The following is a 14,955-nucleotide window of genomic DNA, read 5'->3' as shown; positions in this document are numbered from 1 at the left end:
GGTTCGAACAGGACGCCGAAGACGCGAAGGCGTGGCTGGTCGAACGCGGCTTGCCGGTGACATAGCGCATCGGTAGTGCCGGCCGCTGGCCGGCAACCTCATGAACCCGTGAGGCATCACCGGGTTGCCGGCCAGCGGCCGGCACTACCCCATCAGCCCTGCCCGGCCAGTGCGCGCAGGGTGATGCCGACGATGTAGGCCAGGTAGGTGCCGGTGGCATAGCCCATCGTACCCAGCAGCACGCCCACCGGTGCCAGCGCCGGATGGAACGCGGCCGCCACCACCGGCGCCGAGGCCGGGCCACCGATGTTCGACTGCGAACCGATGGCGAAATAGAAGAACGGCACCTTCAGCAGCTTGCCCAGGCACCACAGCAGCACGATGTGCACGGCGATCCAGATCAGGCCAAGCAGGAACAGCCACGGGCGATCCAGCAGCGCCAGCAGATCCATCTGCATGCCGATGCAGGCGATCAGGAAATACAGCAGCAACGAACCCAGGCGCGATGCCCCCGCCCCTTCCAGGTTGCGTGCGCGGGTGAAACTCAGGCTCAGGCCCAGCGTGGTCGACAGCACCACCACCCACACGAACGGCGCGTCCAGGCTGAACTGCGAGGCCCAGCTGACGTTGGCCTTGAACCAGGCCGCCAGCGGCGCACCGATCGCATGTGACAGTCCGACGCCACCGAAGGCCACGGCCACGATCAGCATCAGGTCGGTCAGGCTGGGAATGCGCTCATGTTCGGCCTGGAAGCGCGCGATGCGCTCCTTCAGTTCGTCGATGGCCGAGGTATCGGCACCACTGCGTGCGTCGATCTTCGCCGCGCGCCCGGCCAGGAAGATCAGCGCCGCCATCCACACGTAGCCGACACCGACATCGACCACCGCGAACTGGCCGAAGGTGGTCGCATTGACGTCGAACACTTCGCGCATCGCCAGCATGTTGGCGCCGCCACCGATCCAGCTGCCGGCCAGCGCGGCCATGCCGGCCCAGGTGTCGCCGGCCACGGTGTCGGGATGGATCGCGCGCATCACCAGGAACGCCACCACTGCGCCCAGCATGATGCTGGCCGAGGCGCCCAGGTACATCAGCACCAGCTTCGGGCCGAGCCGCAGGATGCCCTTGATGTCCACTGCCAGGGTCAGCAGGATCAGCGCCGCCGGCAACAGGATGTCGCGCGCGATCGGGTTGTAGAGCCGGGTGTTCTGGCCGTCGATCAGGCCCACGGTGTTGTAGATGCCGGGAATCAGGTAGCACAGCAGCAGTGCCGGCACGAAGGTGTAGAAGCGCTTCCACAGGCCCTGCTCGCGCGAGGCGGTCCAGAACACGGCACCGAGCGTGGCGGCGATCAAACCGAAGACGACGATGTCATTCTGGATCAGGGCGTTCGAGGGCATGCAGGCGCTCTGGGTAGTGCCGGCCGCTGGCCGGCAATCTCGTACAGGTGGGAAGCGGCAAGCGGTTGCCGGCCAGCGGCCGGCACTACCAGAAAACAGAAGCGCCGCCCCGGAGGGCGGCGCCGCAACCCTCAGTTGCCGATGTGCTGCTTCAGCCAGGCATTGACGGTGTCATGCCACAGGATGCTGTTGTTCGGCTTCAGCACCCAGTGGTTTTCATCCGGGAAGTACAGGAACTTCGATTCGATGCCCTGGCGCTGGGCGGCGGTGAACGCGGCCAGGCCCTGCTCGACCGGGATGCGGAAGTCCTGCTGGCCGTGGATGACCAGGATCGGCTTCTTCCAGTCCGCCACGTGGTTGACCGGGTTGAACTTCTCGTAGTTCGCGGCCTTCTGGTACGGCGTGCCGCCCTGCTCCCACTCGGTGAACCACAGTTCTTCGGTGGCGTAGCCCATCATGCGCTGGTCGAACACGCCGTCGTGGTTGACCAGGCACTTGAACGGGCTGTTCCAGTTGCCGGCAATCCAGTTGACCATGAAGCCGCCGTAGCTGGCGCCCAGCGCACAGGCCTTGTCACCGTTGAGGAAGGAGTACTTCTTCAGCGCCGCATCCCAGCCCTTCTGCAGGTCTTCCAGCGGGCGGTCGCCCCAGTGCTGGCTGATCGCATCGGTGAACGCCTGGCCGTAGCCGGTGGAGCCGTGGAAGTCGATCATCACCACCGCGTAGCCCTGGCCCGCATAGGTCTGCGGGTTCCAGCGGTAGCTCCAGCCATTGCCGAAGCTGCCCTGCGGGCCGCCATGGATCAGGAACGCGACCGGGTACGACTTGCCTTCCTGGTAGTTGTGCGGCTTGACCACGTAGCCATGCACGGTGTCGTTGTTCCAGCCCTTGAACTCGAACTGTTCGTAGTCGCCGAAGCTGACGTCCTTGAGCACCTCACCGGCGGCCGGGGTCAGCGCGCGCAGTTCGCCGATGGCTTCGCCCGCGGCCGGCAGCAGGCCGACCAGCACCTGGTCGTTGCTCTTCAGGCTGTTGCGGGTGATCGCCACGCTGTTGCCGGCCACGTCGACCGCGGTCACGCTGCCATCACCGATCAGCTTGGTGGCCTTGCCGCTGGCCACGTCGATCTGGAACAGCGGGTGTTCGCCGAGGTCATCGGCGGTGGTGTAGATGCTGGCGCCGTCGGCGGACAGGGTGATGCCACCGGCCGAACGATCCCACTGCGGCGCGATCTCGCGGGTCTTGCCGCTGGCCACGTCCATCGCCATCAGGCCGAAGCGGTCGGCCTCGAAGCCCGGGCGCTTCATCGCACGGTAGAACAGGGTCTTGCCGTCGGCACTGAACACCGGGCCGGCATCCCAGGCCGGGTTGGAAGCGGTCAGGTTGACCGGCGCCTGCTTGCCGGCGGCGTCGAAGCGGTACAGGTCGAAGTTGGTCGACCACGGCTCCTGCTTGCCGGCCACGCGGATGCTGGCCACCACGCTGGCGCCATCCGGCGACCACGCGAAGTCATCATTGCCACCGAACGGCTTGGACGGGGCATCGCCGTCGATGGTCGCGCTCAGCGCGGAAGCGCCCTTGACCGCGCCGGCCTTGGCCGTCGGCAGCGGCGCGACGAACAGGGTGTTGCGGCGGCCGTCGTTCCAGGTGTCCCAGTGGCGCACGAACAGCGAATCGAAGACCTTGCCGCTGGCCTTGGCGCCGGCCACGTCCTTCAGCTTCTTCTCGGTGCAGGCCAGGTCCGAGGCACAGGCCTGGAACACGCCGGCGCTGAACAGCACGCGGTCGTCCTGCGGCGACACGTGGTAGCTGTCCACGTCGACCGGGAAGTCGGTCAGCTGGCGCGGGGTGCCGCCGCCGATCGGCTGTGCATACAACTGCTGGCTGCCGTTCTTGGCGCTGAGGAAATAGACGGTCTGGCCATCGGCCGACAGCGAAGCGGAATTGACGTTCCAGCCGGCCGGGGTGATCTGCTTCGGCGGCGCTGCGTCGCGGGTGCGCAGGTTGCGTGCGAACAGTGCGGTGGAGGCCTTCAGGTTGGCGTCCACGCTGCGCTTGGCGAACACTACGGTGCCGCCGTCAGCGGTCAGCACCGGCGCCGAGACGCGGTCCATGGCCACCATGTCGCGGACGTCCAGGCCGCGGGCAGCGGCGACGCTGGGCAGGGCGGCCAGCAGGCTCAGTGGCAGCAGGGCATGACGCAGTTTCATCGGGGTCTCCGCAGGACGGCAAAAAACCGATGGTAGGCCCGTGCGGCCGGGGCTGCCAAGGCCATCGGTCATGGCCGTGATCGAGCAGCCGCCAGAAAAGGCAAACCCCGCCGAAGCGGGGTCTGCGGTAGTGCCGGCCGCTGGCCGGCATTGCGTTGGCGTTGCCGGCCAGCGGCCGGCACTACCCTTCCCTTACGCCTTGGCGTACTTGCCGGTGCGGTAGATCAGCCAGCCGACCAGGAACAGCACGGCCAGGCCGATCCACTGTGCGCCCGGCAGGTGGAACGGCACGGCCAGCACGTCGGCGCGGCTGCTGACCACGATCGGAATCGCGATGGCGATGCCCATCAGCGCTTCGCCGGTGATCAGGCCAGCGGCGAACAGCACGCCCGGCTTGTGCACGCGGTCGCGGCCTTCTTCGTCATCGGCACGCACCTTGTGGAAGCGCTCGACCAGGTGGGCGATCAGGCCGCCGAGGAAGATCGGCACCATCAGCTCCAGCGGCAGGTAGATGCCGATGGCGGCGGCCAGCACCGGCACGCGGAAGCGGGCGTTGCGCGCCTTCAGCCAGCTGTCGAAGGCGATGATGGCGGCACCGACCACGGCACCGATGCCGATGAACGTCCACGGCAGTTCACCACCGAACAGGCCCTTGGCCACCGAGGCCATCAGGTTGGCCTGCGGCGCAGCCAGCGCGTTGGGGTGCAGCTCGGACTTCACGCCGATGCCGTAGGCGGTGGCCAGCAGGTTCAGCACCGGGGCCATGATCAGCGCGCACGAGAACGCGCCGATGCCCAGCATCAGCTGCTGCTTCCACGGGGTGGCACCGACGATGTAGCCGGCCTTGAGGTCCTGCAGATTGTCACCACCGACGGCGGCGGCACAGCACACCACCGCGCCGATCATGATCGCGGCCACCGCACCCAGCGGCGCGCCGCCGGCACCGACCGGCTTGAGGCCATCGGCGCCCAGCAGCACCACCAGCACGGCCGAAGCGAACAGGATGGTGGAGATGGTGATGCCCGAAACCGGGTTGTTGGACGAGCCGATCAGGCCGGCCAGGTAGGCCGAGACCGAAACGAACAGGAAGCCGGCGACGATCATGATGAGGGTCATCGGGATCGACACGTGCCACTGGCCGACGATGGCCTGGTACAGGGCCAGCAGCGGCAGCACGAACACCACCAGGGCGACCAGCATCCACTTCATCGGCAGGTCGCGCTCGGTGTGCGCCAGCACCGGGCCACCGCTCTTGCGGGCGGCGGCAAAGCCGCTCTTGACGCCGTTGAGCAGCGACTTGCGCAGCGAGATCAGGGTCCAGATGCCACCGATCAGCATCGCGCCGACACCCAGGTAGCGCATCTTCGCGCCCCAGATGGCGAACGCGGCCTCGGTGGACGAGGCGGTGGCGACCGACGCGGCCAGTGCCGGATCGGTGTTCATGAAGAACGCCTGGTAGATCGGAATGGCGATGTGCCAGGTCAGGATCGAGCCGGACACCACCACGATGCCGACGTTGAGGCCGACGATGTAGCCCACGCCCAGCAGTGCCGGCGACAGGTTGGTGCCGATGAAGGCGGTGACCTTGGAGCTGCCGACGTAGGCCGAGGTGGCCCAGGCATCGGGAATCAGGCGCATGCCGCTTTCCGCGGCCAGCTTGACGAAGGCACCGATCACCGCCGACAGGCCGAGGATCTTCAGGCCCGGGCCCGGGTTCTCACCGGCCTTGAGCACTTCGGCTGCCGCCTTGCCTTCCGGGAACGGCAGCGGGTCTTCGACGATCATCGAACGGCGCAGCGGCACCGAGAACAGCACGCCCAGCAGGCCGCCGAGGCCGGCGATGCCCAGCACCCACCAGTACTTGAAGTCCGGCCAGTAGCCCATGATCACCAGCGCCGGGATGGTGAAGATCACACCGGCGGCGATCGACGAACCGGCCGAGGCGCCGGTCTGCACGATGTTGTTCTCGAGGATGGAGCCACCGCCCAGCAGGCGCAGCACGCCCATGGAAATCACCGCGGCGGGAATGGCGGTGGCGATGGTCAGGCCTGCGAACAGACCGAGGTAGGCGTTTGCGGCCGACAGCACCACCGCCAGCACGATGGCCAGGGCCACTGCGCGGAAGGTGAGCTGCTTGGGCGCAGCGTCGTGGTTCATGGAAGCCCCTGCTGGCAAAAAATCCCTGCCACGCTAGCGTTCAGGGCAGACCAAGTCCAGCGTGCCAAAGGATGGGGCGGCCGCCGCAGCGCAACGGCGCGGTGCATGGCCCCGGAATCGGCAGACCCGGCAAAGTCCGGCTGGGATCGCCGCAATTGATATGTTATATCTTAATGCTGTCCTGTCGTTGCCGCATCGCATGCCCCCTTCCTCCCCTTCCCGCCTGGCCTCCATCGACCAGCTGCGCGGCACCGTCATGTTGTTGATGCTGCTCGACCATGTGCGCGAGACCTTCTTCCTGCAGCACCAGGTGAGCGACCCGATGGACGCAGCCACGGTCTCCCCTGCGCTGTTCGCCTGCCGCCTGCTGGCCCACCTGTGCGCCCCCGTGTTCGTGCTGCTGACCGGGCTGTCGGCCTGGCTGTACGGCCAGCGCCAGGCGGATCCGCGCGGGGCCACGGCCGCGTTCCTGCTCAAGCGCGGGCTGTTCCTGGTGGTGCTGGAACTGACCCTGGTGAATTTCGCCTGGACCTTCCAGCTGCCGCCGCAAACGCTGTACCTGCAGGTGATCTGGGCCATCGGGCTGAGCATGATCGCGCTGGCCGGCCTGCTGTGGCTGCCCCGCCCCGTCCTGCTGGCGGTCGCGGTCGCGGTGGTGGCCGGGCACAACCTGCTGGATGGTGTGGGGGTGCAGGGCAACGGCCTGCTGGCGGTGGTGTGGAAGGTGCTGCACCAGCGTGACTGGATCGAGGCCGGCACGCTGCGCCTGCGCACCTCCTATCCGCTGCTGCCCTGGATCGGGGTGATTGCGCTGGGCTACCTGATGGGACCGTGGTTCGGCCGCGAGCGCGCGCCGGAGCAGCGCCAGCGCTGGCTGCTGTGGGCGGGCGTCGGCGCGCTGGCCCTGTTCGCGCTGCTGCGCTTCGCCAACGACTACGGCGATGCGCCCTGGCAGTACCAGGCCACCACGCTGCGTACCTGGCTGAGCATCTTCAACGTCACCAAGTACCCGCCGTCCTTGCAGTTCCTGCTGCTGACCCTGGGGGTGGGACTGTTGCTGCTGCGGCTGTACGAATGGCCGCCGCTGGCGCGGGCACTGCAGCCGCTGGCCGATATCGGCGCCGCGCCGATGTTCTTCTACCTGCTGCACCTGTACGTGTTGAAGGGGCTGTACCTGGCCGCGTTGGCCGCGTGGGGCCCGACCCAGGGCACGCTGTATGCGCTGGATTCGGTCAGCGGCCTGCTGCTGGTGGCCTGTGCCCTGGCCGTGGGGCTGTACCCGCCGACGCGGGCGTTTGCGCGGTTCAAAGCGCGAAGGCGCGATCTGCCATGGTTGCGATACCTGTGAGCGGCGGCCGCCGGGGGAGCGCCATCCCTGCATGGCGTGGATCCACCGGCGGCTGCCTGCCCAGGCGCAGAGGCCTATAATCGCGCCCTTTCCGCTGTCCCCACCGTCGATGACCGTTGCCGCCTCCGCTTCCGACGACTTCCTGGGTCATCCCAAGGGCGTCTACGTCTGTTTCTTCACCGAGATGTGGGAGCGCTTCTCCTTCTACGGCATGAAGGCGCTGCTGCTGCTGTACCTGACCAAGTACCACCTGTTCGGCGACAAGGCCGGCCTGGACCTGCTCGGTGCCTACGGTGGCCTGGTGTACTGCATCCCGGTGTTCGGCGGCATGCTAGCCGACCGCTGGCTGGGCATGCGCCGGGCGGTGCTGTTCGGCGGCATCCTGCTGGTGCTCGGCCACCTCGGCATGGCCTTCGAAGGCCATGCGGCGTACCGGGTGAACGGCGAAGTGGTGCGCGACACCTCGGCGTTGGCGGTGACCTACCTGTCGCTGGCGCTGATCATCATGGGCGTCGGCTTCCTGAAGCCGAACATCTCCACCATCGTCGGCAAGCTGTACGCCAAGGACGACCCGCGCCGTGATTCGGGCTTCTCGCTGTTCTACGCCGGCATCAACCTGGGCGCGCTGTTCTCTTCGCTGGTGTGCGGCTTCCTCGGTGAGGCTTACGGCTGGAAGTACGGTTTCGGTGCGGCCGGTATCGGCATGCTGGCCGGCCTGGCGATGTTCCTGTGGGGCCAGAAGTACCTGCAGGGCCATGCCGAACCACCGCAACCGGCGGCGCTGAAGCAGAAGGTGCTGGGCCTGCCACGCGAATGGCTCATCTACCTGTGCGCGGTGCTTGGTGTGCTGCCGGTGGCGTGGCTGATGTGGGCTGCCGGCAACGGCGCGTTCGCGCTGGGCGGTGAAATCAGCCTGGCGCTGATGCTGATGGTGGTGGTGCTGGGCGGCGTGCTGGTCTGGTTCGCCTGGTTCACCGGCACGAAATGCACGCCGGTGCAGCGCCAGCAGATGATCGCGCTGATGGTGCTGATCTTCCTGGCGCTGGTGTTCTTCACGATGTACGAGCAGTCCTACGGCTCGTGGGTGACCTTCACCGACCGCCTGCTGACCAAGGACATCGTGCCCGCGCTGGTGATCACCGGCGGCACGCCGCTGCCGTGGTCGATCCTCTCGCTGCTGCTGGCACCGCTGGGCTTCGTGGTCAGCGCGCGCCTGTCGGAACGGCGCCCGGGTTCGGCCGCACCGCGCGCGTTCTTTGCCGCCATTGTCGTGCTGATGCTGGTGCTGCTGGTGCGCGACTGCCTGGTGATTCCGCAGACCGCCGGTTCGCTCACCTATCTCGGTGGCCTGTTCCTGGTGCTGCTGGCACCGGCCTTCGCCGCGCTGTGGACCTGGATGGACCGCCGCGGCTGGGAACCGGGCAAGCCGGTCAAGTCGGCCTGGGGCCTGGTGATTGCCGCGCTGTCGTTCGTGCCGCTGGCGCTGGCTGCTCAGCAGGTCGGCGCGACCGGCGAGATGGCCAGCGTGTGGTGGCTGGTGCTGGCCTACTTCCTGCTGGCCAGCGGCGAGATGTGCCTGTCGCCGGTCGGCCTGTCGGCAGTGACCCAGCTGGCCGTGCCGCGGGTGATGAGCCTGATGATGGGCACCTGGTTCCTGGCTACCGCGTTCTCGGAAACGCTGGCGGCCCTGTTCGGCAAGCTGGCCGCGATCGAGGTGCCGGAAGGTGAATCGCTGGACATGGTGGCTGCCGCAGGCGCCTATGCGCACCTGTTCTGGCTGCTGATGTGGATCGGCCTGGGCTGCGCGCTGGCCGCCTTCCTCGCCGCGCCGCTGCTGAAGAAGATGATGCACGGGGTGAAGTAACCCGCGCACATGTGGAAAACCAGGGCGGCGGAACGATCATCCGCCGCCCTGTCAGCTCAGGGCGCCTTGTCCTTGCCGGCCGCGGGCGCGGTCGTCGCGGTCTTGCCCCCCAGGCTGCGCGCCAGGAACGCCAGCAGCTTGTCGTAGTACTCGCTGCGATGCGCCTCGGTGTAGAAGCCGTGGCCTTCGGTCTTGTAGTAGAGGCTTTCCACCGGCGTGCCGGCGCGCTTGAGCGCTGCTTCCATGCGCTCGGTATGCTGGATCGGCGCGCGCTTGTCTTCGCCACCGGCGGCCAGGAACACCGGCACCTTGATCCGTTCGGCCAGGTTCACCGGGGACACCGCGCCCAGCTTGGCCGGATCACCCAGCCATTCGCGCAGGTAGGTCACGCCTGAGCCGCGGTCCTGGATGTCGCCGCGGGTGTACATCATCGGCAGATCGTAGACACCCACATAGCCGGCCGCGCACCGGTACAACCCGGGCTCGCGCGCGGCCCCCATCATCGCCGAGTAGGCCCCGTAGCTGGCGCCGTAGATACAGATGCGACGGCCGTCGGCGATGCCTTCGCTGATCGCCCAGCGGGTGGCATCGGTGACATCATCCTGCATCGCCGCGCCCCACTGCTGCGCACCGGCCTGGGTGTGGGCCCGGCCGTAGTTGCCCGACCCGCGGAAATTGACCTGCAGCACGGCATAACCGGCGGCGGCCAGCATCTGGGTTTCGCGGTCGTACTGGCCGGAATCGAAGATGTCGAACGGGCCACCATGCGGCATCACCACCATCGGCAGGTTGCGGCCGTTGCTGCCGGCCGGCAGGGTCAGGAACCCGTGCAGTGGCAGACCGTCGCGGGCCTTCAATGCAATCGGCTTCACGCTGGCGCTGCGCTCGACGTCGATCCAGTCGCTGCGGCTGATCAGATGGTCGGCCTTGCGCGCCACGGTGTCGTACACGTAGAAATCGCCCGGGTTCGAGCCCGACCACGTTTCCACCAGCACGACGCGGCCGTCGCGGGTGCTGGAGGTGATGTAGACGGCGCCCCCGAGGGCGGCTTCCAGGCTGCGATACAGGCGTGCCTCCGGCGACTTCTCGTCGAAGAACCGGGTACGTGGCGTATCGCCCAGGTAGAGCGCGCCGACCGGCACATGGGTGCCAGGGCGATGGATGATGCGGTACGGATTGACCACCTCGTCGCGCAGCAGCGTGGCGCGCTCGCCGGTCTGCGGGTTCCAGCTGACGATCGCATCCGGGCCCTGGGTCTGCTCGACGTTGAGGTAGGCCACGCTGTCATCGGCCGAGAAGCCGAGGGCGGTTTCGATGCGCTTGCTGACGGCCTCGTCGTTGATCAGCTTCCAGGTGTCGCCGCTGCGTTCGCGGAAATACAGCTTGTTGACGTTGTCGCTGCCCGAGCCGTGCACGAAGCGCACTTCGCCGGCGCCATCGGTGGTGAATTCGCCGCGCCGTACCGGCGAAGACGCCACCCGCGAGCGACGCCCCGTGGTCACATCCATGCGGTCGACGCGGGTGAACGGATCCTCGGCCAGCGGCCATACGGTCACCAGCACGTTGCGCTCATCGCCCGGCAGGTCGTCGGCCAGGAAGGCGGCCACCGCTTCGACCTTCTTCGGCTGGATGCGGGTTCCCGGGCCGTTGCTCTCCACGCGGTAGCCGACCAGCAGTTCGCCGCGATTGCCGTTGGCATCGATGGCGTAGAGTTCGCCGGTGGGATTGGGCTGGTCGAGCGAGCCCCACTTCTGGGCCAGGCCGATCAGAAGGCGCTCGTTGCTGACCCAGTCGAATTCCTGCGCGTGGTTGCGGCTGGGTGGCCGGAAACTGCCGACCATCTGCTTGTCCTTCAACCGCAGCACGGCGATCGCGGTGGCGTCCTCCATCGGCACCGTCGCCGCCACGTACTCGCCCCCCGGCGAAATCTTGATATCGGTGAAGCTCTCCCGGCGCAGATACTGCGTCAGGTCCACCGCCCCCACGCTGCCTGCGGCAACGCCCCCGATGACGGCCAGTGCGGCCGCCAGAATCGTCTTGTGCATCCTTCCCCTGCTCCTGTGGACACCTTGTCCTGGTGGCCGATTCTAGGCAGGGCCATGGGTTTCCCGCCAGAGCCGGAAAAGACGACGGCACCGTTGCCGGTGCCGTCGTTGCCACTACCTTGGAGAGAGAGTCAGGACGTGGGTTCGGGGGGCGTGCGCCGGGTCAGTGGACCCCGCGCACCGCCAACATGAGGGCCAGGATGCTGAGGATCACCGCGATGGTGCCGTCGAGCACGCGCCAGGTGCTGGGCTTGGTGAACAGCGGCGCCAGCAGGCGCGCGCCGAGGCCCTGCGCGGTCAGCCACAGGCAGCTGGCGGTGACCACGCCGGCGGCGAAGGCCATGCGGGCGTTGCCGAAGTTCTCGGCGATCGAGCCGATCACCATCATGTCCAGCCAGAAGTGCGGATTGATCAGCGAGAAGCCGACCGCGGCGATCAGCACCGCACGGCGGCTGCCGTCGTCGCTGTCGGCGTCGCCCATGCCACCGCCACCGGCGATCGCACGGCGTGCCGACTTCATCGCGTACCAGGCCAGGAAGGCCACGCCGGTCCACAGCACGGCGCTGGTCAGCCACGGCAGCGCCGAGGTGAGCGTGCGCAGGCCGGCGACGCTGGCGAAGATGAAGATGGCATCGATGGCCGCGCAGGTGGCGACCACCGGCACGATGTGCTTGCGCAGGATGCCCTGGCGCAGAATGAAGGCGCTCTGGGCGCCGACCACGGCGAACAGGCCGATGCCGGTAGCTGCACCAGAGAACCAGGCACCGAGGCCGGTGCTGGCGGAGATGACCGAGAACATGGGATTCACTGCCTTGTATTGCTTGGGGGGACGGTGCCTCGCGAAGGCGGACAGCACCGGAACGGGCGCCATTGTCGCGCCGCAACATGAAAAAGACGAGCTAAACTTCCTAAACCAACATTAGCGGAGCTTAATTCGATGCGCATCGATCATGCCCAGCTGCGTGCCCTCGCCGCGGTCATCCGCGAAGGCAGCTTCGACCGCGCCGCGCAGTCGCTGAATGTCACGCCTTCGGCCATCTCGCAGCGGGTCAAGGCGCTGGAGGACCGGATCGGCCGCCTGCTGGTCAAGCGTGGCACCCCGGCCACCGCGACCGCCGAGGGCCAGTTGCTGGTGCAGCTGGCCGAGCAGACCGCCCTGCTGGAACACGATGCGCTGCACCGCATGGGCCTGGCCGATGAGGACCTGCCCCAGGCCAGCATCCCGGTGGCGGTGAACCACGACAGCCTGGAAACCTGGTTTCCGCAGGCCGCCTACCAGTTCGCGCAGACCACCGGCACCACCCTGGACCTGCGTGTGGAAGACCAGGACCACACGGTGGAGCTGCTGCGCCAGGGCACGGTGCTGGGCGCGGTGACCACGCTGGACGAGCCGGTGCAGGGCTGCCAGATCCATGCGCTGGGCAGCATCCGCTATGCAGCGACCTGCACCCCCGAATTCCGCGAACGCCACTTCGCCAAGGGCGTGACCGCGCAGGCGCTGGCACAGGCGCCGGTACTGGTGTTCAACCGCAAGGACGAAATGCAGTCGCGCTTCGCCCGGCGCATGGCCGGCGACGACCTGCCCAGCACCGCACCGACGTGGTGGATTCCGTCCACGCGCGCCTTCGTGCAGGCCAACCTGGGCGGCATGGGCTGGACGATGAATCCATTGCCGCTGGTCAAGCGGCACCTGGACGCCGGGCGACTGGTCTACGTGCGCCAGCGCGCGTGGGAAGACGTGCCGCTGTACTGGCAGCACTGGAAGGGCGACGTGCAGACCATGGCGCTGCTGACCCGCGCCGTGCTGGATGCCTCCTCGGCACTGATCCGGCGCAAGCGCTGACGCACAGCGCAAAAAGGGGACGGAGGGGATTAAGTCGCTTTAGGCCGATACGACATCCAAGGCAAATGCGACTTAATCCCCTCCGTCCCCTTTTTCCACACAGGGTCCATGGGTGATGCGGATACTGATCGGCCGATCATCGAACGGGTCTGACTCGGGCGCTGCCTGGCCTTGCCCGACGCTGCCTGCGACGGGGCCGCGAAAGGTCGGATGCTGCGTTGCATCAAAAACGGACCGGTTCCGGTTAGAATCACCGCTGGATGCTGCAAGGCGTTGTTTCTTCACGCCCTTTCCCTGCCCCACGCGCATCCTGACCCCTTCCCCTCCGCCAACGATCCCGCCCCCATGAAGAAATTTGGCAAGGCTCTTCTCGCCCTGCTCGTGCTGCTGTTGCTGGCCGCCGCGCTGTTCCTGTACTGGCCGCTGACCCAGCGCTCGGTGCCCGCCGCCAGCAACGACAAGCCCGTCGATGTTGTGCTGGTCGGCGCCGGCATCATGAGCATCACCCTGGCCACCTACCTGCAGGAACTGCAGCCGGACTGGAACATCCAGGTCTACGAACGCCTCGACGGCGTCGCCGGTGAAAGCTCCGATGGCTGGAACAACGCCGGCACCGGCCACTCGGCGTTCGCCGAACTGAACTACACCCCGGAACTGCCCGACGGCAGCATCGAGACCAAGCGCGCGGTCGGCATCGCCGAATCGTTCGAGGTCTCGCGCCAGTTCTGGTCGCACCAGGTCAAGCAGGGGCGGCTGAGCCAGCCCAGCGACTTCATCAACCCGACCCCGCACATGAGCTTCGTCTGGGGTGATGACAACATCGCCTACCTGCACAAGCGCCAGCAGGCGCTGGTGAAGAACCCGCTGTTCTACGGCATGCAGTACTCCGAAGATCCGGCGCAGATCAGGCAGTGGGCCCCGCTGCTGATGGAAGGCCGCGATCCGAAGCAGAAGGTTGCCGCAACCTGGATGCCGCTGGGCACCGACGTCAACTTCGGTGTGATCACCCGCCAGCTGACCAGCGGCCTGCAGCGCAGCCCGAACTTCAGCCTGCACCTGAACCATGAAGTGACCGCGCTGCGGCAGAACGCCGACAAGAGCTGGAACGTGACGGTGAAGGACCTCAAGGCCGGCACCGAGTCCACCACCCACGCCCGCTTCGTGTTCATCGGTGCCGGTGGCGCCGCGCTGAAGCTGCTGCAGATGTCCGGCATTCCGGAGTCGAAGGACTACGCCGGCTTCCCGGTCGGTGGCCAGTTCCTTGCCTTCCAGGGCCAGGACGTGACCTCGCGCCATGGCGTGAAGGCCTACGGCATGGCCGAGACCGGTTCACCGCCGATGTCGGTGCCGCACCTGGATGCACGCAAGCTGGACGGCAAGCCGGTGGTCCTGTTCGGGCCGTTCGCGCTGTACAGCACCAAGTTCCTCAAGCATGGCTCGTGGTGGGACCTGTACTCGTCGGTGAACCACAACAACGTCGGCCCGATGCTGGAAGTGGGCAAGGACAACCTGGACCTGGTGCAGTACCTGATGGGCCAGGCGCGGTTGAACGATGCCGACCGCCAGGCCGAGCTGGTCAAGTACTTCCCCAATGCCAAGCCGGGCGACTGGAAGCTGGTCACCGCCGGCCAGCGCGTGCAGATCATCAAGCGCGATCCGCTGAAGGGCCCGGTGCTGCAGTTCGGTACCGAGATCGTGACCGACAAGGACCACACCCTTGCGGCCCTGCTCGGTGCCTCGCCGGGTGCGTCGACCTCGCCGCCGATCATGCTGGACCTGATGGCCAAGGCCTTCCCGGAGCAGATGAAGGCCGGCTGGGAAACCCGCCTGCGCGAGATCGTGCCGTCGTACGGGCGCAAGCTCAACGACAGCGCCGCGCTGGTGAACGAGATCCGTACCCTGACCAGCCAGACCCTGCACCTGCCGTACCTGGAGGTGCCGGTGGATGCGAACGCCGCATCGCCCAGCCCGGCCGCCGCGGCACCGCCAGTGGCCCCGGCGCCGGCCAAGGAAAAGCGCAACGCCAACGAGGAACTGCAGGCGCTGTAAGCCGGCGCGTTCCCCGTGATGCAGGCAGGCGGCCACCTTCGG

9 protein-coding genes are annotated in these 14,955 nt (G+C 67.3%); 4 read left to right on the top strand and 5 right to left on the bottom strand.

Annotated features, from left to right (window positions below; translation table 11 throughout):
* Positions 1 to 152: 152 nt before the first annotated feature.
* The 3 genes from LRM18_RS16890 to LRM18_RS16880 all read right to left on the bottom strand — a co-directional run bounded on the left by LRM18_RS16890 (position 153) and on the right by LRM18_RS16880 (position 5,764).
* The gene (locus tag LRM18_RS16890; protein WP_049465185.1) at positions 153 to 1,397 is read right to left on the bottom strand and encodes a DUF819 family protein; all 1,245 of its coding nucleotides are present in this window, start codon (positions 1,395 to 1,397) and stop codon (positions 153 to 155) included.
* Positions 1,398 to 1,528: 131 nt separating this feature from the next.
* Positions 1,529 to 3,607 carry a S9 family peptidase gene (locus tag LRM18_RS16885; RefSeq protein ID WP_154330220.1) on the bottom strand — a complete coding sequence of 693 codons (2,079 nt, stop codon included), beginning with the start codon at positions 3,605 to 3,607 and terminating at the stop codon, positions 1,529 to 1,531.
* 192 nt (positions 3,608 to 3,799) lie between these two features.
* A complete protein-coding gene (locus LRM18_RS16880; RefSeq protein WP_049465191.1) occupies positions 3,800 to 5,764 on the bottom strand; it encodes an oligopeptide transporter, OPT family in 1,965 nt (654 codons plus the stop codon).
* A 199-nt stretch (positions 5,765 to 5,963) separates the two neighbouring features.
* On the opposite strand from LRM18_RS16880, the gene LRM18_RS16875 reads away from it, so the two are divergent.
* Together LRM18_RS16875 and LRM18_RS16870 are read left to right on the top strand one after the other, a co-directional pair.
* Entirely contained in the window at positions 5,964 to 7,112 is a 1,149-nt protein-coding gene (locus LRM18_RS16875; RefSeq protein WP_270955100.1) for a heparan-alpha-glucosaminide N-acetyltransferase domain-containing protein, read from the top strand.
* A gap of 109 nt (positions 7,113 to 7,221) precedes the next feature.
* A complete protein-coding gene (locus tag LRM18_RS16870; protein ID WP_270955099.1) occupies positions 7,222 to 8,976 on the top strand; it encodes an oligopeptide:H+ symporter in 1,755 nt (584 codons plus the stop codon).
* A 56-nt stretch (positions 8,977 to 9,032) separates the two neighbouring features.
* Here the strand turns inward: LRM18_RS16870 and LRM18_RS16865 are convergent, their stop codons facing one another.
* Together LRM18_RS16865 and LRM18_RS16860 are read right to left on the bottom strand one after the other, a co-directional pair.
* A complete protein-coding gene (locus tag LRM18_RS16865; RefSeq protein WP_270955098.1) occupies positions 9,033 to 11,021 on the bottom strand; it encodes a S9 family peptidase in 1,989 nt (662 codons plus the stop codon).
* Between the two features lie 163 nt (positions 11,022 to 11,184).
* Positions 11,185 to 11,820, bottom strand: a complete 636-nt coding sequence (locus LRM18_RS16860; protein WP_049465197.1) for a LysE family transporter — start codon at positions 11,818 to 11,820, stop codon at positions 11,185 to 11,187.
* Between the two features lie 138 nt (positions 11,821 to 11,958).
* On the opposite strand from LRM18_RS16860, the gene LRM18_RS16855 reads away from it, so the two are divergent.
* Positions 11,959 to 12,864: a LysR family transcriptional regulator ArgP gene (locus LRM18_RS16855; RefSeq protein ID WP_049416399.1), complete on the top strand. Its 906-nt coding sequence runs from the start codon at positions 11,959 to 11,961 to the stop codon at positions 12,862 to 12,864.
* Between the two features lie 345 nt (positions 12,865 to 13,209).
* The gene (mqo, locus tag LRM18_RS16850; RefSeq protein WP_053462443.1) at positions 13,210 to 14,913 is read left to right on the top strand and encodes a malate dehydrogenase (quinone); all 1,704 of its coding nucleotides are present in this window, start codon (positions 13,210 to 13,212) and stop codon (positions 14,911 to 14,913) included.
* The last annotated feature ends 42 nt before the right edge of the window (positions 14,914 to 14,955 follow it).

Source organism: Stenotrophomonas sp. PI_27 (assembly GCF_027854495.1).
In the GTDB taxonomy this organism is placed as follows: domain Bacteria; phylum Pseudomonadota; class Gammaproteobacteria; order Xanthomonadales; family Xanthomonadaceae; genus Stenotrophomonas; species Stenotrophomonas pavanii.
This window is presented reverse-complemented; position numbering and strand designations above follow the sequence as displayed.

Coding starts and splice junctions, on each gene's coding strand:
- LRM18_RS16890 (WP_049465185.1), bottom strand. CDS start 1,397: ATGCCCTCGAACGCCCTGATCCAGAATGACATCGTCGTCTTCGGTTTG.
- LRM18_RS16885 (WP_154330220.1), bottom strand. CDS start 3,607: ATGAAACTGCGTCATGCCCTGCTGCCACTGAGCCTGCTGGCCGCCCTG.
- LRM18_RS16880 (WP_049465191.1), bottom strand. CDS start 5,764: ATGAACCACGACGCTGCGCCCAAGCAGCTCACCTTCCGCGCAGTGGCC.
- LRM18_RS16875 (WP_270955100.1), top strand. CDS start 5,964: ATGCCCCCTTCCTCCCCTTCCCGCCTGGCCTCCATCGACCAGCTGCGC.
- LRM18_RS16870 (WP_270955099.1), top strand. CDS start 7,222: ATGACCGTTGCCGCCTCCGCTTCCGACGACTTCCTGGGTCATCCCAAG.
- LRM18_RS16865 (WP_270955098.1), bottom strand. CDS start 11,021: ATGCACAAGACGATTCTGGCGGCCGCACTGGCCGTCATCGGGGGCGTT.
- LRM18_RS16860 (WP_049465197.1), bottom strand. CDS start 11,820: ATGTTCTCGGTCATCTCCGCCAGCACCGGCCTCGGTGCCTGGTTCTCT.
- LRM18_RS16855 (WP_049416399.1), top strand. CDS start 11,959: ATGCGCATCGATCATGCCCAGCTGCGTGCCCTCGCCGCGGTCATCCGC.
- mqo (WP_053462443.1), top strand. CDS start 13,210: ATGAAGAAATTTGGCAAGGCTCTTCTCGCCCTGCTCGTGCTGCTGTTG.